This window comes from Vibrio sp. MOR3 (genome assembly GCF_001557775.1).
Lineage (GTDB): Bacteria > Pseudomonadota > Gammaproteobacteria > Enterobacterales > Vibrionaceae > Vibrio > Vibrio jasicida.
In genome coordinates, this window is the sequence record NZ_LNRD01000008.1 from 1 (window position 1) to 22,212 (window position 22,212).

The 22,212-nt window shown below is 42.7% G+C and carries 26 protein-coding genes and 2 pseudogenes; 25 read left to right on the forward strand and 3 right to left on the reverse strand.

Going from position 1 to position 22,212, the window contains the following annotated elements; genetic code table 11:
- Positions 1-689: 689 nt before the first annotated feature.
- The 15 genes and pseudogenes from ATB76_RS15785 to ATB76_RS15845 all read left to right on the forward strand — a co-directional run bounded on the left by ATB76_RS15785 (position 690) and on the right by ATB76_RS15845 (position 9,772).
- On the forward strand, positions 690-1,094 hold the full coding sequence (locus ATB76_RS15785; protein ID WP_042603429.1) for a hypothetical protein: 405 nt from the start codon (positions 690-692) through the stop codon (positions 1,092-1,094).
- Between the two features lie 732 nt (positions 1,095-1,826).
- Positions 1,827-2,927 (forward strand): hypothetical protein, encoded by a 1,101-nt coding sequence (locus tag ATB76_RS15790; RefSeq protein WP_042603431.1) that lies wholly within the window; start codon positions 1,827-1,829, stop codon positions 2,925-2,927.
- A gap of 192 nt (positions 2,928-3,119) precedes the next feature.
- A complete protein-coding gene (locus ATB76_RS15795; RefSeq protein WP_061035664.1) occupies positions 3,120-3,728 on the forward strand; it encodes a hypothetical protein in 609 nt (202 codons plus the stop codon).
- Positions 3,706-3,835 (forward strand): annotated as a pseudogene (locus ATB76_RS27325) (DUF3265 domain-containing protein). The gene ATB76_RS15795 and the pseudogene ATB76_RS27325 overlap by 23 nt, the downstream one beginning before the upstream one ends.
- Before the next feature lie 26 nt (positions 3,836-3,861).
- The gene (locus ATB76_RS15800; RefSeq protein WP_061035665.1) at positions 3,862-4,425 is read left to right on the forward strand and encodes a hypothetical protein; all 564 of its coding nucleotides are present in this window, start codon (positions 3,862-3,864) and stop codon (positions 4,423-4,425) included.
- A 194-nt stretch (positions 4,426-4,619) separates the two neighbouring features.
- Positions 4,620-4,928: a transposase gene (locus ATB76_RS15805; protein WP_042601281.1), complete on the forward strand. Its 309-nt coding sequence runs from the start codon at positions 4,620-4,622 to the stop codon at positions 4,926-4,928.
- Positions 4,925-5,776, forward strand: a complete 852-nt coding sequence (locus ATB76_RS15810; RefSeq protein WP_061035666.1) for an IS3 family transposase — start codon at positions 4,925-4,927, stop codon at positions 5,774-5,776. The genes ATB76_RS15805 and ATB76_RS15810 overlap by 4 nt, the downstream gene beginning before the upstream one ends.
- A 52-nt stretch (positions 5,777-5,828) precedes the next feature.
- The gene (locus tag ATB76_RS15815; RefSeq protein WP_042601283.1) at positions 5,829-6,215 is read left to right on the forward strand and encodes a hypothetical protein; all 387 of its coding nucleotides are present in this window, start codon (positions 5,829-5,831) and stop codon (positions 6,213-6,215) included.
- Between the two features lie 246 nt (positions 6,216-6,461).
- Positions 6,462-6,842 (forward strand): annotated as a pseudogene (locus ATB76_RS28210) (transposase); the annotation flags it as partial.
- A 288-nt stretch (positions 6,843-7,130) separates the two neighbouring features.
- Complete coding sequence (locus ATB76_RS28220; RefSeq protein WP_179946842.1) at positions 7,131-7,361, forward strand: IS3 family transposase; 231 nt, start codon at positions 7,131-7,133, stop codon at positions 7,359-7,361.
- A 157-nt stretch (positions 7,362-7,518) separates the two neighbouring features.
- Positions 7,519-7,974, forward strand: a complete 456-nt coding sequence (locus tag ATB76_RS15830) for a hypothetical protein (protein WP_061035668.1) — start codon at positions 7,519-7,521, stop codon at positions 7,972-7,974.
- A gap of 140 nt (positions 7,975-8,114) precedes the next feature.
- A complete protein-coding gene (locus tag ATB76_RS28225; protein WP_179946843.1) occupies positions 8,115-8,282 on the forward strand; it encodes a hypothetical protein in 168 nt (55 codons plus the stop codon).
- Positions 8,283-8,431: 149 nt separating this feature from the next.
- Positions 8,432-8,737 (forward strand): hypothetical protein, encoded by a 306-nt coding sequence (locus tag ATB76_RS15835; protein WP_038881831.1) that lies wholly within the window; start codon positions 8,432-8,434, stop codon positions 8,735-8,737.
- A 195-nt stretch (positions 8,738-8,932) separates the two neighbouring features.
- Positions 8,933-9,178 carry a hypothetical protein gene (locus tag ATB76_RS15840; RefSeq protein ID WP_061035669.1) on the forward strand — a complete coding sequence of 82 codons (246 nt, stop codon included), beginning with the start codon at positions 8,933-8,935 and terminating at the stop codon, positions 9,176-9,178.
- A 204-nt stretch (positions 9,179-9,382) separates the two neighbouring features.
- The gene (locus tag ATB76_RS15845) at positions 9,383-9,772 is read left to right on the forward strand and encodes an MAPEG family protein (RefSeq protein WP_038881832.1); all 390 of its coding nucleotides are present in this window, start codon (positions 9,383-9,385) and stop codon (positions 9,770-9,772) included.
- Positions 9,773-9,847: 75 nt separating this feature from the next.
- Here ATB76_RS15845 and ATB76_RS15850 read toward each other — a convergent pair whose 3' ends face one another.
- Positions 9,848-10,078 (reverse strand): PAS factor family protein, encoded by a 231-nt coding sequence (locus ATB76_RS15850; RefSeq protein ID WP_038872158.1) that lies wholly within the window; start codon positions 10,076-10,078, stop codon positions 9,848-9,850.
- A gap of 466 nt (positions 10,079-10,544) precedes the next feature.
- Between ATB76_RS15850 and ATB76_RS15855 the strand changes: the two genes are divergently transcribed.
- The 3 genes from ATB76_RS15855 to ATB76_RS28825 are packed head-to-tail and all read left to right on the forward strand — an operon-like array spanning position 10,545 to position 12,302.
- On the forward strand, positions 10,545-11,126 hold the full coding sequence (locus ATB76_RS15855) for a DUF1287 domain-containing protein (RefSeq protein ID WP_045421411.1): 582 nt from the start codon (positions 10,545-10,547) through the stop codon (positions 11,124-11,126).
- Positions 11,127-11,140: 14 nt separating this feature from the next.
- Positions 11,141-11,803, forward strand: coding sequence for a peptidase E (locus ATB76_RS15860; RefSeq protein ID WP_061035670.1), 663 nt, complete (start codon positions 11,141-11,143; stop codon positions 11,801-11,803).
- On the forward strand, positions 11,781-12,302 hold the full coding sequence (locus ATB76_RS28825) for a tetratricopeptide repeat protein (RefSeq protein ID WP_258070515.1): 522 nt from the start codon (positions 11,781-11,783) through the stop codon (positions 12,300-12,302). The genes ATB76_RS15860 and ATB76_RS28825 overlap by 23 nt, the downstream gene beginning before the upstream one ends.
- Positions 12,303-12,780: 478 nt before the next feature.
- On the opposite strand, the gene ATB76_RS15875 is transcribed toward ATB76_RS28825, so the two are convergent.
- Positions 12,781-13,242 carry a DUF417 family protein gene (locus tag ATB76_RS15875; RefSeq protein WP_042601289.1) on the reverse strand — a complete coding sequence of 154 codons (462 nt, stop codon included), beginning with the start codon at positions 13,240-13,242 and terminating at the stop codon, positions 12,781-12,783.
- Positions 13,243-13,372: 130 nt separating this feature from the next.
- Here ATB76_RS15875 and ATB76_RS15880 point away from each other — a divergent pair, with 130 nt between their 5' ends.
- The 5 genes from ATB76_RS15880 (at position 13,373) to ATB76_RS15900 (ending at position 17,756) form a co-directional block, all read left to right on the forward strand.
- A complete protein-coding gene (locus ATB76_RS15880; RefSeq protein WP_061035673.1) occupies positions 13,373-13,849 on the forward strand; it encodes a GNAT family N-acetyltransferase in 477 nt (158 codons plus the stop codon).
- Complete coding sequence (locus tag ATB76_RS15885) at positions 13,846-14,325, forward strand: GNAT family N-acetyltransferase (protein ID WP_038881837.1); 480 nt, start codon at positions 13,846-13,848, stop codon at positions 14,323-14,325. Before ATB76_RS15880 ends, ATB76_RS15885 begins: the two co-directional genes overlap by 4 nt.
- 211 nt (positions 14,326-14,536) lie before the next feature.
- Positions 14,537-15,955 carry an SLC13 family permease gene (locus ATB76_RS15890; RefSeq protein WP_039976698.1) on the forward strand — a complete coding sequence of 473 codons (1,419 nt, stop codon included), beginning with the start codon at positions 14,537-14,539 and terminating at the stop codon, positions 15,953-15,955.
- A gap of 3 nt (positions 15,956-15,958) precedes the next feature.
- Positions 15,959-17,296 (forward strand): ATP-binding protein, encoded by a 1,338-nt coding sequence (locus ATB76_RS15895; protein WP_042605821.1) that lies wholly within the window; start codon positions 15,959-15,961, stop codon positions 17,294-17,296.
- A complete protein-coding gene (locus tag ATB76_RS15900) occupies positions 17,283-17,756 on the forward strand; it encodes a response regulator (RefSeq protein ID WP_038872181.1) in 474 nt (157 codons plus the stop codon). The genes ATB76_RS15895 and ATB76_RS15900 overlap by 14 nt, the downstream gene beginning before the upstream one ends.
- 65 nt (positions 17,757-17,821) lie before the next feature.
- Here the strand turns inward: ATB76_RS15900 and ATB76_RS15905 are convergent, their stop codons facing one another.
- Positions 17,822-19,531, reverse strand: coding sequence for an EAL domain-containing protein (locus ATB76_RS15905; protein WP_038872184.1), 1,710 nt, complete (start codon positions 19,529-19,531; stop codon positions 17,822-17,824).
- Positions 19,532-19,989: 458 nt separating this feature from the next.
- Here ATB76_RS15905 and ATB76_RS15910 point away from each other — a divergent pair, with 458 nt between their 5' ends.
- Both ATB76_RS15910 and ATB76_RS15915 read left to right on the forward strand, forming a co-directional pair.
- Positions 19,990-21,201 (forward strand): HD-GYP domain-containing protein, encoded by a 1,212-nt coding sequence (locus ATB76_RS15910; protein WP_038881843.1) that lies wholly within the window; start codon positions 19,990-19,992, stop codon positions 21,199-21,201.
- A gap of 326 nt (positions 21,202-21,527) precedes the next feature.
- The gene (locus tag ATB76_RS15915) at positions 21,528-22,154 is read left to right on the forward strand and encodes a LysE family translocator (RefSeq protein WP_061035674.1); all 627 of its coding nucleotides are present in this window, start codon (positions 21,528-21,530) and stop codon (positions 22,152-22,154) included.
- Positions 22,155-22,212: the final 58 nt, after the last annotated feature.

The following is a 22,212-nucleotide window of genomic DNA, read 5'->3' on the forward strand; positions in this document are numbered from 1 at the left end:
ACGCATAACAATCTGTTTAAGAGTGATTCGCAACGCGTGGCATTTTTACTATGCGTTGCGTTTAGTGTTTAAGGTGGTATGCGGTAGCTTCGGTATTGCGTTGCTCACACCTTAACAGGGCGTTAGTACGGGTTTGACATCAAAGGTCATAAGTTGTGGTGTTTATCTGTTTTGGCGCTCGTCTTTACACCTTTCAGTTAGTGCCTTTCACGATCTTTCCGGTGGCACTATATGCGGAGTGTTTGCTTTGATTTCACCGTTTACGGTGTCTAACTCTTACCCTATTTCTTTGGCGCTTCTTCTCTTTCGTGGTTTTTACGAAGTCAGAGTTGTCTTTCTTTGGTATTGCCGTCGAAGTGCGAGGATCGAATCCTTTTCTAATTTGAAGCCAGTGAAAGTAGGGCAGTTCAGTGCGTTTTTCTTCTAGCCAACTTTCGTCTTTCAATCGGGGTAAAGTTTTGTAGCTGCCCGTCTCACTTCAGTGTTCAAAGCCTTTCATATTATGCCAGTTTTCAATATCTTGGAGCGCATAAATAGAAGTAGCGCATGTACTAACAAATTGCTTAAGAGTGATTCGTAACGCGTGGCATTTTTACTTTGCGGTGGCTTAGGGTGATTAAGGCGCCGTGCGGTAGCTTTTGTATTGCGTTACTCACACCTTAGCAAGGCGTTAGCTGTTTGGAGACTCCATGGAAAATATAGAAGTCGTGCATCTAAAAACTCATGACGATACACAGTCGCTCACACTTCAAAGTTGCAAGCTGGTAAATCGAACTTCCTTAAAATGCAATCTAACGATGAAGTCCAGAGGTTTCTCATACTCTGGAAATGTACGCTTCGATAATGTTGCTAAGTTTGCAGAAGATATTATTTCAATGTCTAAAACCTTAAGTGGCACGGTAACACTAACCGAAGAGTACGGAGTTCATTTTATTAACTTTAAAATCAACAGATTGGGTCATGTTATTATCAGTGGAACCTTTGCGGAACATAGTGCCAATTCTCAGCTGTTAGAGTTCGAATTTGTCACGGATCAAACGTGTTTGGAGGCATTTGCAAGTGACCTAAAGCTCATCGTGGGGAAAAACAGCTAACAAATTTTTCAAGAGTGATTCGGCACGCGTGGCATTTTTACCATGCGTTGGTTTTAGTGGTTAAGGTGGTTGCGGGAGCTTCGGTATTGCGTGCCTCACACCTTAACAAGGCGTTAGTACGGGTTGACATCAAAGGTCATAAGTTTTGGTGTTTATCTGTTTTGGCACTCGTCTTTACACCTTTCAGTTTGTACCTTTCACGTTCTTTCCGGTGGCACTATATGCGGAGTGTTTGCTTTGATTTCACCGTTTACGGTGTCTAACTCTTACCTTATTTCTTTGGCGCTTCTTCTCTTTCGTGGTTTTTACGAAGTCAGAGTTGTCTTTCTTTGGTATTGCCGTCGAAGTGCGAGGATCGAATCCTTTTCTAATTTGAAGCCAGTGAAAGTAGGGCAGTTCAGTGCGTTTTTCTTCTAGCCAACTTTCGTCTTTCAATCGGGGTAAAGTTTTGTAGCTGCCCGTCTCACTTCAGTGTTCAAAGCCTTTCATATTATGCCAGTTTTCAATATCTTGGAGCGCATAAATAGAAGTAGCGCATGTACTAACAAATTGCTTAAGAGTGATTCGTAACGCGTGGAATTTTTACTTTACGGTGGCTTATGGTGATTAAGGCGCTGTGCGGTAGCTTTTGTATTGCGTTACTCACACCTTAGCAAGGCGTTAACTAGCACAATGACTACCGTATAATGTTTTGATAAATTTTGGACGGCAAGCTTAATTTTGGGAAGTTTTATGACAAAAAAGTACTCAGCTATATACTATCCAGATAGCTATATTTTCAGCCAAAAGTCGTTGATGACATACTTATTTATCTATGATGAATTACATCTTGTAACCTTTGCTGATGACTCGAAAAATCCCACCGAATATTTTAAAAATATACCAGATTATACGACTGTTACTTCTATGACACAGGATGGTAGTCAAAGGGAGTTTTACATTCACGGGGATGAAGTAACTTCAAATGCTGCAGGCGATGTTAATACTGATGCGAGGCAAGTAATTCAGTTTTATCAATTTATACATAAATATAAAAGTCTAATTGGTGAGTCTATTTATTTTCACCCCAATATGATGGCTAACTTATGGTCAAGTATGACCGAGCAACTGTGGAATGGTGGACTTCCTATACAGGATCTTGTAAGTCTTTTATCAGGCAATAATCCAACATTGCTGGAATATGAAAAATTTCAGCAAGAATATCCAGAAGTTAAAAATGAAACCCTATGGAGAACAGTCCCTACGGCATTAAACTTAGCTCAGGATAAGGACTTCATACTAGTTAGCGACAAAGCTGATATATCAGTTCCGTTTTTATCTGAAAATCATAAAAATGTTAAGTTGTTAACAAGTGTCTTGGCTGAAGAATGTGTAAAAATCATGATACCAGACTGCCGCCAAGCGACCCCTGATGAAATTTTAGAGATAAGAAGTAAACTGAAAGATAACTTGTTGCCTTTCCGTATGTCATTGCAAAAACTTACTGGTGATTTAAGAGGAGCTCTTGAGTCAGACGCGAAAATTGACGATCTCAAAGGAGAGGCAAAGTTTATAGTTGAAAGTCAAATAGAACCTCAACTTTATGAGTTAAAGCAAGCAATTGAAAGAAGTAACTCTAAACTGATGAATAATGTATTTGGAAAGTTTTTACATTGGGTGCCATACATAGCAAAAGCGTGGGCTATGCCAACTCCTGAAAATATTTTATCGATAGCTCAAAAAATGGGAGAAGATACGAACTCAATTCTTGATACTATTGATGATTTTTCTTATACCAAAGCACAAGGTTTATCATTTCTACTACAGGTCGAAGAAGCAACTGGCAAAAAATGAGCATAAAAAAGCGCTAGTTAACAATCTGTTTAAGAGTGATTCGCAGCGCGTGGCATTTTTACTATGCGTTGCGTTTGGTGTTTAAGGTGGTTTGCGGCAGCTCTTGTATTGCGTTGCTCACACCTTAACAGGGCGTTAGCTGCTCACACTATGAGGTAATTTCTCTATAAAAACTATTAAGGAGTATTTGATTTGATCGCGCGTGCAGTGGTTCTTACTACCAATATCTGTTCTGAACTTGAACTCAAGGCTCATGTTCCTTTTGCTTGGCGTTTTTTCACCAATAAAAAAAGATTGATCAAGTACTATAAGAGTGCGTTAAAGACATTGCTTACCAGTCGTAAGGATGAGCTGAAATTTTACGCTCATCAAAAGTCCTTTTCTCATATGACATTATCGGTAGCTTTTTGGCACTATGATTTACATTGGAATGTATGGAGTAAAGAAGGCATGGATTTTGAGCGTCATCCAAATTGTTCTCCTAATCCCTTTATAATTCTCTCCGATTTTGAAGTGGGTAATTCAAATATCTCAAGGTTACGAGATATCTTTGAAGGTTGGGAAGTGCTGGGGTCTCTTGATGAAAGTGATGACGATGACAAAACTGAGTTTTTTATTAACCTTGCTCATGAAGCTCTAGCTGTTGCAATTCAGAGCAGAACGATAAAACCGTTGTTTTTGGAAATCTTTGCCGAAAATTCAAATATTGACGATGCTCTTTTTAACGAAAGAGTCCGAGTCAGAGATGAAGAAGGGCATTTTGATATTAATTTCTTAGATCTTATTCAACAACGCAGCTAACAAACTGTTTAAGAGGGATTCGCAACGCGTGGCATTTTTACTATGCGTTGTGTTTGGTGTTTAAGGTGGTATGCGGCGGCTTCTGTATTGCGTTGCTCACACCTTAATGCGGCGTTATGTTTAAAGGATGAAAATGTCTGCTATCAACAATGTTAGCCTCTTCTTCGCGATTTATTTTGGTATTTCAATCATTGTATTTAGACTGCCATTTGATATGTCAGGTGCGTATTTTGACTTCATTGTTTATCTATTTTTGCCTGTTTGTTCAGCTTGCTATCTGGCATTTGTAATTTTTGGGAAAGTGAATGGAAAAAGCGTGTGGGCAGTGATGGCTCATAGACTTAGCCATAAATCAGGTTTCAATCGATGGCAGGTGTTAATATTCTCTGGGCTTTTTGCTTATCCGATTATAGCAATTCTTCTTTTGCCTTTTTTTCGTGTTTTATTGATTACCACGATTTTGACAGGGCAAGACTATTGTCATGTCGGCAAACTCTCAAACGTTGCAGAAGGTAGGCGAGTTATGTTTGGTCTCAGTGATATCACGATTGAAGCCCCTCAGTCGAATCGTACTTTTTGGTATCCTACGAAAAAGCTGATGCGAGATAATATTGATATAGGCGGCACTGTAGAAGCTTGTGGTAAGCAGGGTTGGCTTGGGTTTTACATTGAAAGGGTGTCTGCTCGTGGGGAATAAACATAACAAATTGTTCAAGAGTGATTCGGCACGCGTGGCATTTTTACTATGCGTTGGTTTTCGTGGTTAAGGTGTTATGCGGCGGCTTAGGTATTGCGTGCCTCACACCTTAACAAGGCGTTAGTTTTCCGAGTACCCCACGTTTAGTAGACACTTTACTAAGTTAGATCTAGGGTCTAATTGAGAGGTGATTTATGGCTAAACATCGTAATCCAGCGTACACCGAAGAGTTCCGCAAAGAAGCAGTCCGCTTGGCCAGTCTTCCTGGCCGAACAGCCGTCTCCGTTGCCAAGGAACTGGGCATCAGTGCCCAGCAGATCCGGAACTGGAAGCGCCAGTTCACACGCCTATCTGATAAACAGTTTAACACCTTAGATGGTGTCGATTATTCGAAGAAAGAGTCCGAAGAGCTTCGAGCGCTAATGCGCGAGAACAAGCGACTCAAAGATGAAATGGAATTTCTAAAAAAGGTCTCGGCGTACTTCGCGAAGCTGCAAGAGTGAAGTACGAGTTCATTGAAAGCTATACTGGCGAGTACTCGATTAGCTTAATGTGTCGTACGTTAGAGGTGAGTCGAGGTGGTTACTACAAGTGGTGTCATCATACGCCGAGCGAGCGTTCAAAGCGGCGAGAGCGCTTTGAACAGCTCGTCATGTGTACCTTTGCCCAATATCGGGCACGTTACGGTTCAGTGCGAATAGCCGAAGAGCTAAATGAAGCAGGCCATGCCTGCTGCGTGAATTATGTGGCTGATATTATGAAGGAAAAAGGTATCAGGGCACGTAATGGCAAAGGGTTTAAATACAGCAAGGATGTGGCTGCGATGACGAATGTTGCTGACAACTTACTGCGTAGAGACTTTGTATCTGAGACACCAAATCAGAAGTGGGTTACGGACATTACGTATATCTGGGTGAAGAGTCGTTGGCTCTTCTTAGCGAAAGTGATGGACTTGCATTCAAGGCGTATTGTGGGTTGGTCGCTAGGGAGAACGATGACCATCGAGCTCATCACCAATGCCCTAAAAATGGCGTTTGAGTCACGTAAGCCGCCTAAGGGCGTCATTATCCACTCGGACCGTGGTGTACAATACAGAGCATATAAATATCAAGACTTCATGCGCAAGCATGGAGGTGTACCGAGCATGAGTCGGCAGGGTAACTGCTGGGATAATGCGGTGATGGAGTCGTTCTACAGTCGACTGAAAGTCGAACTGATATACGCAGAAGACTATCAAACCGTCGAAGAAGCCCGAATGGGCATCTTCGAATACATTGAGGTATTTTACAATCGTAGAAGAAGACACTCAGCGTTGGGGCATGTCAGCCCAGTTGAGTATGAAAGTATGTAGTTATGTACTGTCTACTTTTTGTGGGGTACACCAGTAAATTCAGGAGAGTCATATGAAAATAAGGGAACTCCGTGAAGCAATTAAAAAGCATGCATATGAAAACTATGCGATGTTATTTAAAGGATTTATCGTAACTTTCGGCGTATTTCTGACTGGTTGGGTACAAATTTATCCTCATCTTGAAGCAAATACATTATCGTCAAAAGAAGCTCAATTTTACTTAGAAGAGCAATACAATGTTCCTTTCGAGAAGGTCGACTGCACTAATCAACCGGACAAGCTAAAAGAATGTCGTATGGCTGTATTTCGAATTGAACGTCATAAGAGTGTAAATCGCTTTTTCTTGGCATTTTTTTCAATGTTAATAGGTGTATCATCAGTTTTACTTTGGTCTTCAATTGAGGGGTATTTTCAGCATATTAAGAGTAAAATTGAGTGAATTTATATAACAAATTGCTCAAGAGTGATTCGCAACGCGTGGCATTTTTACTATGATTTGAATTTAGTGATTAAGGTGGTATGCGGCGGCTTTTGTATTGCGTTGCTCACCCCTTAGCAGGGCGTTATGTGACCGAGTCCCCCACGTTTAGTAGACACTTTACTAAGTTAGATCTAGGGTCTAATTGAGAGGTGATTTATGGCTAAACATCGTAATCCAGCGTACACCGAATAGTTCCGCAAAGAAGCAGTGCGCTTGGCCAGTCTTCCTGACCGAACGGCTGTCTCCGTTGCTAAGGAGCTGGGCATCAGTGCCCAGCAGATCCGGAACTGGAAGCGCCAGTTCACACGCCTATCTGATAAACAGTTTAACACTTTAGACGGTGTTGATTACTCGAAGAAAGAGTCCGAAGAGCTTCGAGCGCTAAGGGCCGAGAATAAGCGACTTAAAGATGAAATGAAATTCCTAAAAAGTCTCGGCGTACTTCGCGAAGCGGCAAGAGTGAAGTACGAGTTCACTGAAAGCTATGCTTGCTGCGTGAATTATGTGGCTGATATCATGAGTAAAAAGGTATCAGGGCACGTAATGGCAAAGGGTTTAAATATAGCAAGGATGTGGCTGCTATGACGAATGTGCCGACAATTTACTGCGAAGAGACTTTGAGTCTGAGACGCCAAATCAGAAGTGGGTTACGGACATCACGTATATCTGGGTGAAGAGCCGTTGGCTCTTCTTGGTGACAGTGATGGACCTGCATTCAAGGCGCATTGTGGGTTGGTTGCTAGGGACAACGATGACCGTCGAGCTCATCATCAATGCCCTAAAAATGGCGTTTGAGTCACGTAAGCCGCCAAGGGCGTCATTATCCACTCGGACCGTGGTGTACAATACAGAGCATATAAATATCAGGACTTCATGCGCAAGCATGGAGGTGTACCGAGCATGAGTCGGCAGGGTAACTGTTGGGATAATGCGGTGATGGAGTCGTTCTACAGTCGACTGAAAGTCGAACTGATATACGCAGAAGACTATCAAACCGTCGAAGAAGCCCGAATGGACATCTTCGAATACATCGAGGTATTTTGCAATCGCAGAAGACACTCAGCGTTGGGGCATGTCAGCCCAGTTGAGTACGAAAGTATGTAGTTATGTACTGTCTACTTTTCGTGAGGTACACCAGCAAACGTAAAACGTGCAATGAAGTATTAATTTTTGTGCATAAATCGCAAAGAAGTCGTTTGCCTCGTACTTCTACAGCACTTTTCTCTACGATTGAGCTCTGTTTAATATATGAGAAATTAGCATGGAGAATAGTGGATGGAAGGTGATTTTTGATAAAGAAGGAACCACTAGTGATACTGTTTACACGCAAAAGATGACTATTGTAGATAGCAAGGGTGAAGTTATCGGCACTTATAAAGGTAGCTCAACTCCGAACCCATACAAACCAAGCGACGCTTCGTTGAAAGGGTTTGATGCATATCCATACGTCAAAGGGGGGGGGGGGGCATATTTGCTAACGTATGGTACGCATAAGGGTATACCAGCTTTGGTGGTTAACAATAACAAATTTGTTCCAACACAGAACGAAAATCCTAATTTTCCCGAATATGGGAAGAGAGCAAATTATATTCATGTACATTGGGGGTACAAAACAACATGGAAAGGTTCAGCTGGTTGCCCAACAATCCATCCTGGTCAGTGGAAAGAATTCTTATCAAAAGTACCAAGTGGCTTAGGCATGTTAGTTATACCATAGTATTTGCGATTTCTTTTCCAGTAACGTCCTCTGATAATATAGTAGAAAGTGAATATCAATTGCTATCTAGTCAATATGACGAATACTATCAAAAAGGAAAATACGAAGAGGCTTTTCAAATATCTATAAGGCAGTTAAATATGGATCCCAGTGACTCAGTCGCTTTTTTAAGGCTGGCTTTATCTGTAAGAGGGTCTTGTAATCTTGTAAAACCTTATTTTTCTCAGTTTGGATCAATGAATCAATTTAGAGAAGTGACCCTTTTAGCGAAAGGTGTAATTTTAAAAGAGTGTGCTATCAGCCTCTAAGTAAATTTGCCTAACAAAGCATTTGAGAGTGACTCGCAGCGCGTCGCATTTTTTCATGCGTTTACTTTTTTCTCAACGTGGTTTGTAGAGGTTGTTGTATTATGGCGATCTCACTTTAACAAAACGTATGGCTACTCAAGGGCGTATATATGTCGTTTTGGATCTTAGTTCCACTTTTATTTATTCACCTTGGTTTGGGTGGATTGATTGCTTTTGGTTTGGTTTTTTTGGTTTGCGCAGAGCGCCGAGTTTCAATTTCTAAGTTTAATAATGATGTTTGTGTGGCTTTGTGGTTTGCATATAGCATATCAATATTCGCTAGTGTTGTTTTAGTTTCTTATTACCACTTAACAAATGGTCAGGCTTCTTACTATTTTTGGCTCGCAATGCCTTGGGCTGTATTGGTTGTTCTGATTACGTACTGGAACGCAACAGCCGTCAAAGTTGAAGAGTAAACGATTCAAAATTTATTTATCTAACCACATACGTACCATCTAATAATCTAAGTAATTCCTGTTTCAATGGTGTCCATGTTACATCATTAACGCTTCACAATGTGTCTTCTGGACTAAATTCAAAATTGCATTGACGATATGATTAACTGTAGGATTGTACTCAACCTTTGTTCTTTAAGTTTACAAGGAGTGTTAATGAAAAAGGTCGAACAGTTTGAGTCCAGATTAAAGAAAATAGATGTCTTCCTGACGGTTGTTGTAGCGTTATTTGCTGCTTTTGGTGTATTTTCATCTATAGCATCTGGGATCCAGTTTGGTTTAGGGCTGATTATTTCCGCTTTGATGTTATGGGTGACTAAATTTTTTGTATGCGGTATTTCATATACCTTCATACAAATAGCTAAGAATACGAATCCTAAGACTATTGATGAAGACGCTTAATCGATAAGGCTCTTACCATTCATTACGGTATAAACGTTTGCCATAGAGAGCCCACTTCTAAGGAACAGCTTATGGAACGAGTTTACAATTGACTTGTACTAATGCAGTCAAATTAGGTACTAAATCATGAGTAATCCGGCTTATAGTGAAAGTATCGCTCATAATTTTAGAATTAACCTCTCGCGGTACCAACTAGGATGAAACATGGATATTTTGATTTTTTGTCTAATCGTAGCGGCTTTCTTACCTTATGTAGCCAAAATACCTGTGGCAATTGCTATGCATAAAGCGGGCGGCTATAACAATAATTACCCTCGCGAGCAGCAAGCTGGCTTGAAAGGATTTGGCGCTAGAGCATTAGCGGCACATCAGAACGCTTTTGAATCTTTGATAGTTTTTGCCTCTGCTGTTCTACTTGCAATATCGACAGGTGCAGTAAATGAGAAGATTCAGCTCTTAGCGTTAGCGCATATCGTTTTTAGAATCGCTTACCATGTTCTTTATTTATTGAACTTCGGTGTTTTACGGTCAATTTCTTGGGCAATCGCGATGGGGAGTGCGTTTGGGATTATGGGGCAGTGTATCTCTGGTTGAGGACAGAGGAGAGTTTATTTCCTTGAAGAAAAACGGCCCGCCAGGGGAGTAGGGCCGTTAAAAGTGCAAAGTTGATTAACGTTCAGGAGTCGCTAATAGTCTAACTGCACTATCTACCGCATTGTCGATACCTTGACGACTTTCCAGTTTACCAGAGCTTGCAGGACCGAGTGCACATGCATACAGAGCAAGCTGCTTATCAAAGGGCAGATCTAACTGCTCATAAAGGTTCTGGCGTATTTTCGCGTGGTGTTCCGGTTCTTGGTTAGCAAGGTTGACAAGCGTGTCATAAATAAGCGTTTTCATATAATTCCTTTTCTATTGCACGGGGTGCATATGTATTGTATTCGATTACAATTCGAAATTCAGAAGCCCCAATCACAGAAAAGTGGTCTGATATAAATTCGTGGTGCGAAGTAACCAAGTCGTTGGTGGGAGTTAAATAACTTGTAAATCATAGTGATAGGAATTCACTCTTCGTAGCTTCGTTGCTTGTTTACAACCGGGAAAGTTGTTCATGTGGTCGAAAAGCGTAAAGCTAATCTCGGGGTAGCTTTTTGATTCTGGTCGTACAAATTATATGAAATCAACTTGAAGCGTGTCCTACATTAGATAAAAAGCCCGTCGGTGAATTTGACTCTACCGAGAAGTTTACGCAGTTTAAAAGCAATTCTTATTGGTCTTATCGAACAACCTAAAGTCAATCTCTCTGTAACCGATAAAATAGTGTTGAAGTATTGGGTGGCTTTGATGAAAAGGACTTTAACTTGTTATGGGAAAATTCATTGTCATGTGGGCGGTTCTTGTTAGCTTGCCAGCTATAGCAGAACAACCTATTTCGCTTGCTGAGGCAGCAAAAGAACGAACACAGTACGACATTACTTATGATGGAAGTTATTACCAAATTGGCTACCCGAATGGCGATGTTGCTTCTGATATCGGGGTGTGTACCGATGTTATTATTCGTAGCTATAGAAAACTAGGTGTCGATCTCCAAGTCCTTGTTCATGAAGACATGAGAGATAACTTTTCTGCATATCCATCCAAACGAATCTGGGGCTTAACTCGTACTGATAGAAATATTGATCATCGCAGAGTTCCAAATTTACAAATGTTCTTTCAACGTCATGGGGTAGAAATACCTATCTCGAATGATGGTCATAATTTCAAGCCTGGTGACATTGTAACGTGGATGCTCCCTGGGAACCTCCCTCATATTGGTATCGTTGCCGATGACTTATCGACAGACAAACGACGACCTTTGATTGTTCACAATATAGGAGGAGGTGTCGTACTGGAGGATATGTTGTTTGATTATCCTATAACCGGTCATTATCGGTTTGAGCCAAAATAGAAGGAAGTCAACTTTTGGAAAAACATTGTGTCGTATTGGGTGGAGGCGGATGGATGATGGGAGAGCTCCCAAGCCAACTCGACCAATACATTTTGTCACTAGTGGGAAAGAATAACCCCAAAATCTGTTATCTCTCTACCGCCACCGGAGATTCGGAAGAAGTCATCACCCGTTTCCACAATGCTAAGCTGAGCGAACACCTTACACACTTTCCTCTGTTCAAGTTAGAGAAAGGCTGGCGAACCAAGTTGCTAGAGCAAGATGTGATTTACGTTGGCGGTGGCAATACCCGTTCTATGCTGGCTCTATGGAAAGAATGGTGTATCGACGACATTCTCAAAGAGTGTTACAACCGCGGCATCATACTTTGTGGGATGAGTGCAGGCGCCATTTGTTGGTTTGATTATGGGATTACAGACAGCGATCCAGAGGCTTACTCCATCATCAAAGGCATCGGTCTTTTACGAGGTTTAGCATCTGCTCACTTTATTGAGAACGACGAGAAACACGACCTATTCGAGCGCTTTGCTCATAGTCATCTTGATGCGACCTGCTACGGCCTCAGTGATTATGCCGCGCTGCATTTTGTTGATGGTAAGCCAAGCAAAGTCATTTATAGCAGTGAGGACGCACAAATCACAATCCGAAATGGCAATGAGGAAATTTCAAAGAGATAGGCCCAGCTTAGATGCGGTTACTCGATTGTGTAAAAGCGGGAGTAAATGTCTTCTCTTTTGGTTTCGAAGGCACTCAGAGGCGTTACAGTGGCAACAAATTTTGTTGTCTGACAGCTTACGAGTGCTAGGCAACTACCGAGCATCAATAACTATTGGGGAGCGTGTCGCGAAAAGTGCTTTGGACCATAAGCATCAATTTTGGGCTTTGCACGTTGTCGCAACATCAAAACAGTATATAGGGGGCTATGATGAGGCGACGAGCGTGTTTATACAAAGCCAAGCGTTTGCCTCTGAGCTGTATTTGAGCTTTAGTTATCAGCATTTGGGCAAGTTGTATGTAGAGCAGGGGCGATTGAAAGAGGCAGAAGCGCTGTTTAATGAAGCACTTAACATCAGACGAAAATACGATAAGCCGCTTCTGGAGTCATCGACGTTAAAAGCGCTCCAAGGATTGGAAGAGTTAAGGAAGAACAGTACAAGGAACGTATATGAACCGTAAGATTTGGCTTTTCATTGCCATTGTATTGCTAAGTGGACCTACCGTGTTACCTATTAGCCTAGAAGCATTCTTCCTCGTTGAGCTCGTTGGCTTTCTAGGAATATGGTCAATTTGTTCCAGCTATTTGCACGCTATCTGTGCTCACCCTTTTACCCGGCGATTTTGGGCATGTTTTTCAAGCCCAGAGCAGCATTTACTTACTCACCTTCAAATAATGGAACTGATACGTTATCCGTCTCTCCTCGTTCATATGTTGCCTTATCGAAGCGTCATCGCGTGGTCCGTCCCTTTATTCGCTGTTGCTCAGTTTCTGACTGGCCTTCGTTTTTAATGTAGAAACTCATCAATAGGCTCTACTGATACTATTGGGGTGGACAATAAGCTGTGATGATGTCTAGTTAAACGTTTTTACGGCAAACAAAAGCGCCATATCGTCATGGCGCTTTCTCTTTTCTATCTCTCGATACTTTTCCTAAAACTAGGCGATAGCTGGCGTCAAACTTGGTTTGTTTCGCTCAACCACGCTGATTGAAATCGCTAAGAACAGAATATCTTTTACAAGGAAAAAGTTCGCGATCAAAACACCGTCGGAAACTTTCCATGTATTTGGTGTCGTAACTAGGAAGCTCAGTGTCGCGAGGAAGATAACGCTTGCAGCGATACCGGACCAGTAGGCTACGGTTGGTTTTTTCAATCCAACCAATAGGCCGAGTGCGACGATGATTTCGGTTAAGCCAATGATATTAGACACGGCTTGAACGGAAATGATGCCATATAGCCAAGACATGGCAGGGTGATTTACCACCAAAGGTTCAATGAGTTTGGCTTCGGTTGGAGTGAATTTATAAATACCTAACCAAATAAGAACAAGGGCAACGCCAAATACGCCAAGGTAATAACCAAATTGTGTCGGTTTTTGGGAAACAGATGATGCATGCATAATAACTTCTCCTATAAAAGCATGTTTTTAAATGACCGACGGTTGAAATATAAAATTCTTGAATTTATGGTTATATAAAATAACGAATATCTATATAGCGAATGATTAAGCAATAAAAGGGTTAGCTTAAATGGAATTTCTCCCTGTCGATTTATCTCTTCACTTGGATTTATGCATCGCGTTTCGCAAAGATGCGTATGAGGTGAGTTTTGGACATCAAAATGGGTTTGATACCCAAGAAATTGCCTTTTGGTTTGCGTCTATTGCAGAAGATCCTGAAGCGGGGTTCTTTCATGTGAGCAAAGATGGTGAAATTATTGGTCAACTGGAATGCCGGCATCCAATTCTTGATGATGAAGGGTTAAGATTTGGCTACATTAATCTGCTTTATTTACTACCCAAGTTTCGAAATAAAGGGTTAGGCAAGCATTTACAAGACTTCTTGCTAAAACGTTTTGCTGATGGTGGTTGTACGTACGCGAGATTACGCTACATACCCGGTAATGATGCAGGTGAACGTTTTTATTACAAAAATGGCTGGCATCCGGTGGGGGAACCAGGTGAACGTGGCCAATTAATGCAGATCGATTTATTGGAGGACGTATGATCATAATTCGTGACTTTCAAGAAGAAGATGCCCCGAAACTTTGGGCTCTTTTCTTTAACACGGTCCGAAACGTCAATCGCAGAGATTATACCGAGCAACAAGTGAAGGCTTGGGCGCAAGAGGGATTTGATTCCCAACTGTGGTTAAAGAAGATGGTATCTATCCAGCCGTTTGTCGCTGTGCTAGATGGTGTCATCGTTGGTTATAGCGATGTGCAGCCTAGTGGATTAGTCGACCACTTTTTTTGCCATCATGAATATCAAGGGCAAGGCGTAGGGCGTGCATTGATGACCCATGTACTCGAGCAAGCAAAGGCAAAAGGGCTGACGCGAATCTACTCAGAAGTGAGTGTTACCGCTCGTCCTTTCTATGAGCACATGGGTTTTATTGTTGTAAACGAGCAGCAAATCGAAGTCCGTGGTGCTACGTTAACCAACTATGTAATGGAAAGGCGGTTAGACAAAAAAGATGTGTGATCAATAAATAATCCTCGCTCAATTAGTGAGCTTGAACACAGATACCGCATGTTTTCTGCGGTGAATAAGAGTTCATTGATCTAACACCAGAATTTCTCCTCAAAAGCGCGCGCATAATTTCTCTTCGGAGTGGCGAAAAAGGAAGTCAGTTAAAACAGCTCCTTACGTCAGTTATCTCACGGCAAACCATCTCAGGAAGAGAAGTAGTACTATGCGCCCTTATCTCAAATACATCATCCCAACGGTGATCCCTTTGCTCATTTTGCTGATGCCACTGTCAGCGTTTCCATTTGAAGGTATGACCATCATTCAGCAGCGCGTTATCGCGATATTTTTGCTTGCTGCACTCTGTTGGGTATTTGAACCGATCCCAATTTACGCCACCTCTGTGGTGATCATCGTGCTTGAGTTGTTGCTCGTTTCCAACAAGGGCCTGATTTTCTTTCGGCTTGATGAAGGGGAGCCTCATTTTGGTGAGTTACTGCAATACAGTGACATCATGGCGACGTTTGCTAGCCCAATCATCATGCTGTTCTTAGGGGGATTCTTCCTCGCGATGGCGGCCACCAAGTATCGATTGGACGTCAACTTAGCGCGCGTACTGCTTAAGCCGTTCGGACAAAACCCGAAATACGTCATGCTGGGTTTAATGCTGATTACTGCAATCTTCTCGATGTTCATGTCGAACACAGCAACGACAGCAATGATGTTGTCCATCTTGACGCCGGTTATCGCGGTGTTTGGCCCGAAAGATCCAGGGCGCATTGCGTTTGCGTTGTGTATCCCAGTCGCAGCAAACATCGGCGGTATTGGTACTCCAATAGGTACACCGCCGAACGCGATTGCATTGAAATACCTAGTGGGTGATAACCTTATTACCTTCGGTGAATGGATGGTATTTGGCGTGCCGTTTGTCATTGTGATGATGGCGCTAGCATGGTTCTTGATCGATTTTCTCTACAAAGCTGAGACGACCAAAATTGACCTTAACATCAAGAGTAAATTCTTGAAAACGCCGAAAGCCATCATTGTGTATATCACGTTTGCAGGCACGATTCTGCTCTGGTTGATGGGCTCGGCGCACGGCATGAACTCTTACACGGTAGCGTTGATTCCGGTCGCGGTATTTTCACTGACGGGCATCATCAACAAAGAAGATCTGAAGAAGATTTCTTGGGATGTGCTTTGGTTGGTATCTGGCGGTATTGCGTTGGGTCTTGCACTAGACAAGACAGGTTTGGCGAGGCTGGTGGTTCACAGCATTCCATTTGATGAATTCTCGCCTTATGTGGTGCTGTTTGGCGCTGCGTTTTTGTGTTTGGTTATGGCGAACTTTATGTCTCACACGGCGACGGCCAACTTACTGATGCCAATCATGGCGGCGCTTGGTACCTCAATGGCATCGTTAACACCACTCGGTGGTGAAGTGACGTTGATTCTCGTAGTGACCTTTGCAGCTTCGCTTGGTATGTCTCTGCCAATCAGTACGCCACCAAACGCATTGGCTCATGCGACAGGGCATGTGCAAAGTAATCAAATGGCGCGTGTTGGTGTCGTGTTAGGTGTAGTAGGTGTATTGCTCAGTTTCTTGATGGTGTGGATCCTTCACACCGTTGGACACATTGGTTAAGTCATGTACGAAAGTAAATTAGATACGCTGGTGGAGCGTTATTTCAATCATATCGAGCGTCGCATTACGGTATCGGCAGGCTCGGTATTGATTGAGCAAGACGGCTACAACGAGCGACTCTACTACGTGCTGTCTGGCGAGCTTGCCGGTTATTTTTCTGAGGATAGCAAAAAGCAGACTCAGGTGTTTGCGGCGTCTAAGGGCGCGTTTATTGGCGTACACAGTTTCTTCTCTGGAACGTGGACTGCCTCTTCGACTGTGATTGCACAAACGGACGTTGAATTAGCGTGGATTGAGCGCAATACGCCAGCGGTAGAAGCAGGTAAGTATGGTCCTTTAACTGCACAGTTTATGCCGGTGATGGTCAACGAGCTTTCTCGCCGTCAACGCCGAGCGATGCAAGAAGCGCTGGGTAAAGAGAAGGCATTGCAAAAGCTGCATACCGCAGAGCAAATGACGACACTTGGCCAACTTGCAGCAGGCATCGCCCATGAGCTCAACAATGCCATTGGTGTGGTGAGCAGTAAATCAGAGCGTTTGGAGTCGGTGATCATGGGATTGCTCGAAGAGGTCCATCCTGAGGCAAGCCAGTTCTTCGATTTCGGTTTGATGCAAGGGCAGAAAATCTCATCGAGTGAAGCAAGAACGCGAGGGCGCCATTTTGAGAAGTTCTATGGTTTGCCAAAAGATCTGGCCCGAGAATTAGCTCGCGCTGTGCCAACCGATTATCTCAATGAGCATTGGTTAAAGCGTCCAGAAGAAGCGATTCGTTACTGGCAGATGGGACGTGATTTGCATGATTTGCGTATTGCTTCAAAACATACCGTTGGCATCGTGAAATCAGTGAAACAGTTAGGCCGTACCGACATTGATAAAGAAGAGGGACTTAGAGTTAATGACTCGATAAACCAAGCGCTTGCTCTGCTACAAAGCGATTTAAGACGTGTCAGCGTGCGTTTTAGTCCGGCTGATTTACCTCTGTTTGTAGGCTCACAAACTGAGTTAGTGCAAATCTGGGTCAACATTTTGAAGAACGCTTGTGACGCGCTAAGAGAGACTGAGTCACCAGCGATTGAGATACAAACGCGTGTAAGCAAGAACAAGATTCTAGTGACTATCACCAACAATGGTCCTGAGATTGACGAAGTTACACGTAGAAAGATTTTCCGACCAAACTTCACCACAAAGAAAGGTGGCCTGTCGTTTGGATTAGGGTTAGGGCTGTCGATAGTGAAGCGAATTGTAGCGGGCTATAACGGTTCGATTGCAGTGAAAAGCGACAGCGAAAAAACCATATTTAGAATTAAACTACCGGTAGAGGATGAACATGGACAAGCTTAATTTAATTTGCGTTGATGACCAGCGAGAGGTGTTAAGCGCGGTTCTGCAAGACTTACAGTCGTTAGGCCAATGGCTCAACATTGAAGATTGCGAGTCTGCCGATGAAGTACTTGAATTGATGGATGAGTTAGATGCAGACGGAGAGATGATTGCGCTTATTATTTCTGACCATGTGATGCCGGGTAAAACTGGTGTGGAATTGTTAACAGAAATTTCTAAAGACAGTCGTTTTCTACGCACTCGAAAAGTATTGCTAACCGGGCAAGCGACACATACAGATACCATTAATGCTATTAATTCTGCGGGCATTGATCGTTACTTTGAAAAACCTTGGCAGGCAGAGCAATTGGTGGAGTGTGTGAGAAACTTGGTGACAAAGTACATCTTCGATATGGGCTTAGACTACACCGAATACCACGAGCACTTAGATCAGAATGTCGTGTTTGACCGCTTGAGATAATCGAATGCTCCTGAGCTGAGTAGGATGTTTAGCTCAGGATGCATTCTCGCGATTAACTGGAGTGATTATTGACTCAAGGTGTATCGACTCGCACTTGCGACAGATAAAGGTTTAGAAAACCAGAAGCCTTGCAGGTAATCGACACCCATCTCAGCAAAAAAATCGCGCATTTTAGCATCTTCAATTCCTTCGATGACCACCTCAATGTTCTGCTCAAAACACATGCTGATCAAGAATTTCAAGTACTCTCGAGACGAACGGTTTGTTAGAGTCTTCCATGCCATTAACTTATCTATCTTGATTTGCGTCATCGGTAAATCGAAGAAGCAATTCAAAGAACTGTAGCCTGCACCAAAATCATCGAGTGAGAGCGCAAATCCGAGTTCACTTAATGTGTTGAGGGGGGCGATAGCCGCTTGGTTATTATCCAGAATAAAGGTTTCTGTTAGTTCGAGAACGATCGCTTTGGGTTCGACGCCTGCCTTATCCGCCATTGCTTTTATCTTGCTCGGAAACTCACTATTGAGAAGCTGTAATACCGACACGTTCACGTTCACACGCACTTGGTTCTGATAACGTTCACGATAGCTTTTAATGAACTTGCAAGCTTTTTCAAAGACTTGGTACCCCAGCTCGACTATCAAGCCTTTATTTTCTGCGACAGGAATAAATTCATCAGGATAGATTTCACCAAACTCTTTACTGCGCCAACGTACCAGAGACTCGAAGCTGACCACTTGTAAATCGGATGCTCGGACAATCGGCTGAAATTTCACGCTCAGTGTTTTCTCTTCAAGTGCATTTTTCAAGCCTTGCTCAATAAAGAAGTAACGGTCCACCGCATGTTGCGTCTTTTGGCTGTATACCGCGATGCGATCTTTGTTTTTCTCGCTGGCATATTGACAGGTGCGTGCGGCCTTGCGGACAATTTCTTCAGCTGAGTGCTCAGGATCGATAGAAGGGTAGAGTCCGATACTGATATTACTGCCCAAATATTGGCCTTCTTCGACTACCGCATCATGATAATTCTGTTTGATGGTTTGTGCATAAGTGTGCAAATCTTCGAGTGGTATTTCATCGAGCACCAAAATAGCGAAATCATCATCATGAACACGGTAAACGGTGCAGTTGGGCGAAGGCAAATGGCTGAGTGTCTGCAATAGTTTCTCGACTAAGCCATCGACCAGCTCACTACCATACTGGTTGAGGTAAGATTTGATTTCTTCTATCTGGATATAAAAAATCGATGCTTGGCTACGGTTTGATTTCACGAGTTCATCGATATTGAGAAGCAGATGTGCACGGTTTGCCATACCGGAAGCGTTGTCATGAAAGGCCACTTGATGAATGTAGCTTTCCATTAGTTTTCGCTCAGAGATATCGCGATGGCTGCCGACCATATAGTGGCCGTGCTCGGTTTCTTTGGTCATCGCAACACCTTCAATCCATACGTATTGTCCGTTGGGTTTACGCAATCGATAGGTAGTGGTGACACGAGTGTTGTCGGTGTTGATATGGGCATCGACACGCTTAGACAGACGCTCTCTGTCTAAAGGGTGCACTAAGTCCAACCATCTATCTAGATTGATACGGCCCGCATTGATGCCAAATTGCTCATAGAATCGCTGGTTATAGAAAGCCATAGTGCCGAACTCATCCATGTAAAAGAGTCCTTCACTAAACACATCGAAGATGTGGATGAAGCGTTGCTCTACGATCTGAAGAAACTCACGATCGTGTTCGGAAATGGTTTGATCAACCTTGTTGGTGGTCAAGATGCTTCCTCCGCAATCCTAGCAGCGTTGAAGATAAATAGATAAGTCGAGCTACACGCTGATGACATTTTGGGCGGTTATCCTTTCACACTGCATACGAAACAAGTCGATTCAGGTTGGTTAGCTGTGATGTTAATGAGCTGACTTCGCTTATGTGGAATAGAAATTATATTAGAGTAATGCGACTAATAATCGGCATTTATAAAACTTAGTCAACAGTAAATACCATTTGTACGAAAGAGTTATTGATTCAACACCCAAATTATCAAAAATCAGACAAGAGATGATGATAAATTGGACTAAGTCCATAAATTAAAAGTGGTTTTTAGGGGGGCGAATGTCTCATATATTGACTTAATACTCATTAATTTTAATTGATAGTGAATTCTTATAACGATGAATGGTCAGATCCCTTATAATGCGTTTGCTAAATAATAGATGTTAACAAGTTTCGCGATATGCAGTACAAACCAGAAGACTCAATAAAAATTTCGATTGCAGATATCGGTATCGGTATGTTCGTTACTGCAATCGAACAAAATAAACGTGTGAACTTGGCCAATGCCGGACGCGTTTCTACTTCGCAAGGTATTAAAAAGCTGCAAGCCAGTGGGGTGAAGTTTGTGTGGGTTGATCAGAAACTTTCTGCTCAGGAGTGCGTGTTCAACCCTGTTGAAGAGGAACATGATGTCACGTTAGCGGCATCTGACGTTATTACCACACCGAAAATTCAGCGCGCGTTTCGTTCCCGAGAAGCCCAGCACAAGCGAGCCAAAAAACTGATTGCAGAAGCGAAAGGTTTAGCTCAAAAACTGCTGAACCAAACCTTTGAAGGCAAGATCATTGAAGTCGACGAAATTGAATCGTGGGCGGATGACATGATCGAAAGCGTATTTATTGATTCTGATGCGCTTCAATGTGTGTCTGCACTGCGCCAAAAAGATTCATATTTGCTTGAGCATTCCGTTAACGTCGCATGTTTGTTGGTATCTTTTGGTAAGCATTTAGGTTTGGATAAAGAAACGCTCAAACAGCTTGCTATCGGCGGGATTATTCATGATGTGGGTAAAATCAAAGTTGATGATGAGGTTTTACATAAGCCAGCACGACTCACACCTGAAGAATTCGAGCATATGAAGTTGCATCAGGTGTTTGCGGGTGAAATTATCGTGGGTGTGAAAGGGCTTGCCGATGTGAGTCGCGATGTATGCTTAATGCATCATGAAAAACTTGATGGTACCGGTTATCCACTAGGTTTATCTGGTGAACAGATCCCAATGCATGGCCGCATGAGCTGTATCGTCGATATTTATGATGCATTGACCGCAGACCGTGTTTACAAAAAGGGCATGAGTTCGGCAGAGGCGTTCAAAATCCTATTGAGTTTGACGCCATTCCACCTTGATCCTGAACTGGTGTACAAATTTATTAACTGCATCGGCGTTTACCCAGTCGGTTCTATTGTTCAGTTAAGTGATGGGCGTGTCGGTATTGTCTGGACATCGAATGAATCTCAAGCTCTGAAACCGATAGTGAAGTGTTTCTACTCTCGCAAATACAAACGCTATATTGATGTGGCAATGGTCGATTTGAAAAACAGCGCCCACACTATCGAAAAAGCAGTGGCGCCTTCGACGTTAGAAGTCGATCCGAAGCCATTCTACGATTAATGTGCAGTCAGTTTGCTTGTTTGTGATGCTTGTCCAATAAGTAATTACTTTACACGATTGCATATTATCAGTATGTTGATTGCATAACTAAACAACTCAACGTGAACGAGAAGATAGATAAATGGAGGCATGTTTGTTGCTCTGGCTTCTCGCTCTGGTTCCTTACTCGGAACGCTTATTGAGGAGTACGACTGGTTTTGAGTTAGTTCAGTTATGAGCAGAATGATGTGGAGCCCTCTACGTGATGTTTCATGGATAGAAACGTTGAGTAAGGCTGTTATCCCACGTGATTCACTCATTTATCCGTACATTGGAAAGGAGCGCCAATGCCACTCGATACTTGGATTTATTACACCCTCGCAATACTTGTCCTGACTGCCTCTCCTGGGCCTAGTTCGCTACTTTGTTTAAGCAAAGGTGTTAGCTGCGGATTTCGCCACGCCTTTATGACGGCACTTGGTAGCTTAGCCGCGATCACCATCATTCTTACTTTGTCTTTTACTGGCCTTGGCGTCGTGATTGCTTCTTCGGAGTTGGTCTTTAACATCATCAAATGGTGTGGCGCGGGGTATCTGGTTTGGCTAGGTATCCAAGCTCTACGATCCAAACAGACGGATTTTTCTCACGCAAAGTTAGAACAGTCTTCTTCTAGTTATCTCAGCGCGTTTGTAAGTGGCTTTATCGTTGGTGCAAGCAACCCGAAAGCCATTGTATTCTTTACCGCGTTATTTCCTCAATTCATTGACCCTTCTGCATCGCTATTCACTCAATACATGATCTTTGCTAGTACGTTTGTGGTGTTCGAGCTGAGTTGGTTAACCTTCTATGGATTACTCGGTGTGAGGACATCAAACTGGTTATTTGCAAAGGGAAGAGCTAAATTGTTCAACCGTCTTACAGGTGGTGTCTTCATCAGCGCTGGTGTGGCTTTGTCGACCGCGCATCGAAGCTAAATAACCGCGGATTAATCTAAGCTATTAAATCATAGACTAAATTAGAAAAACCTTATTT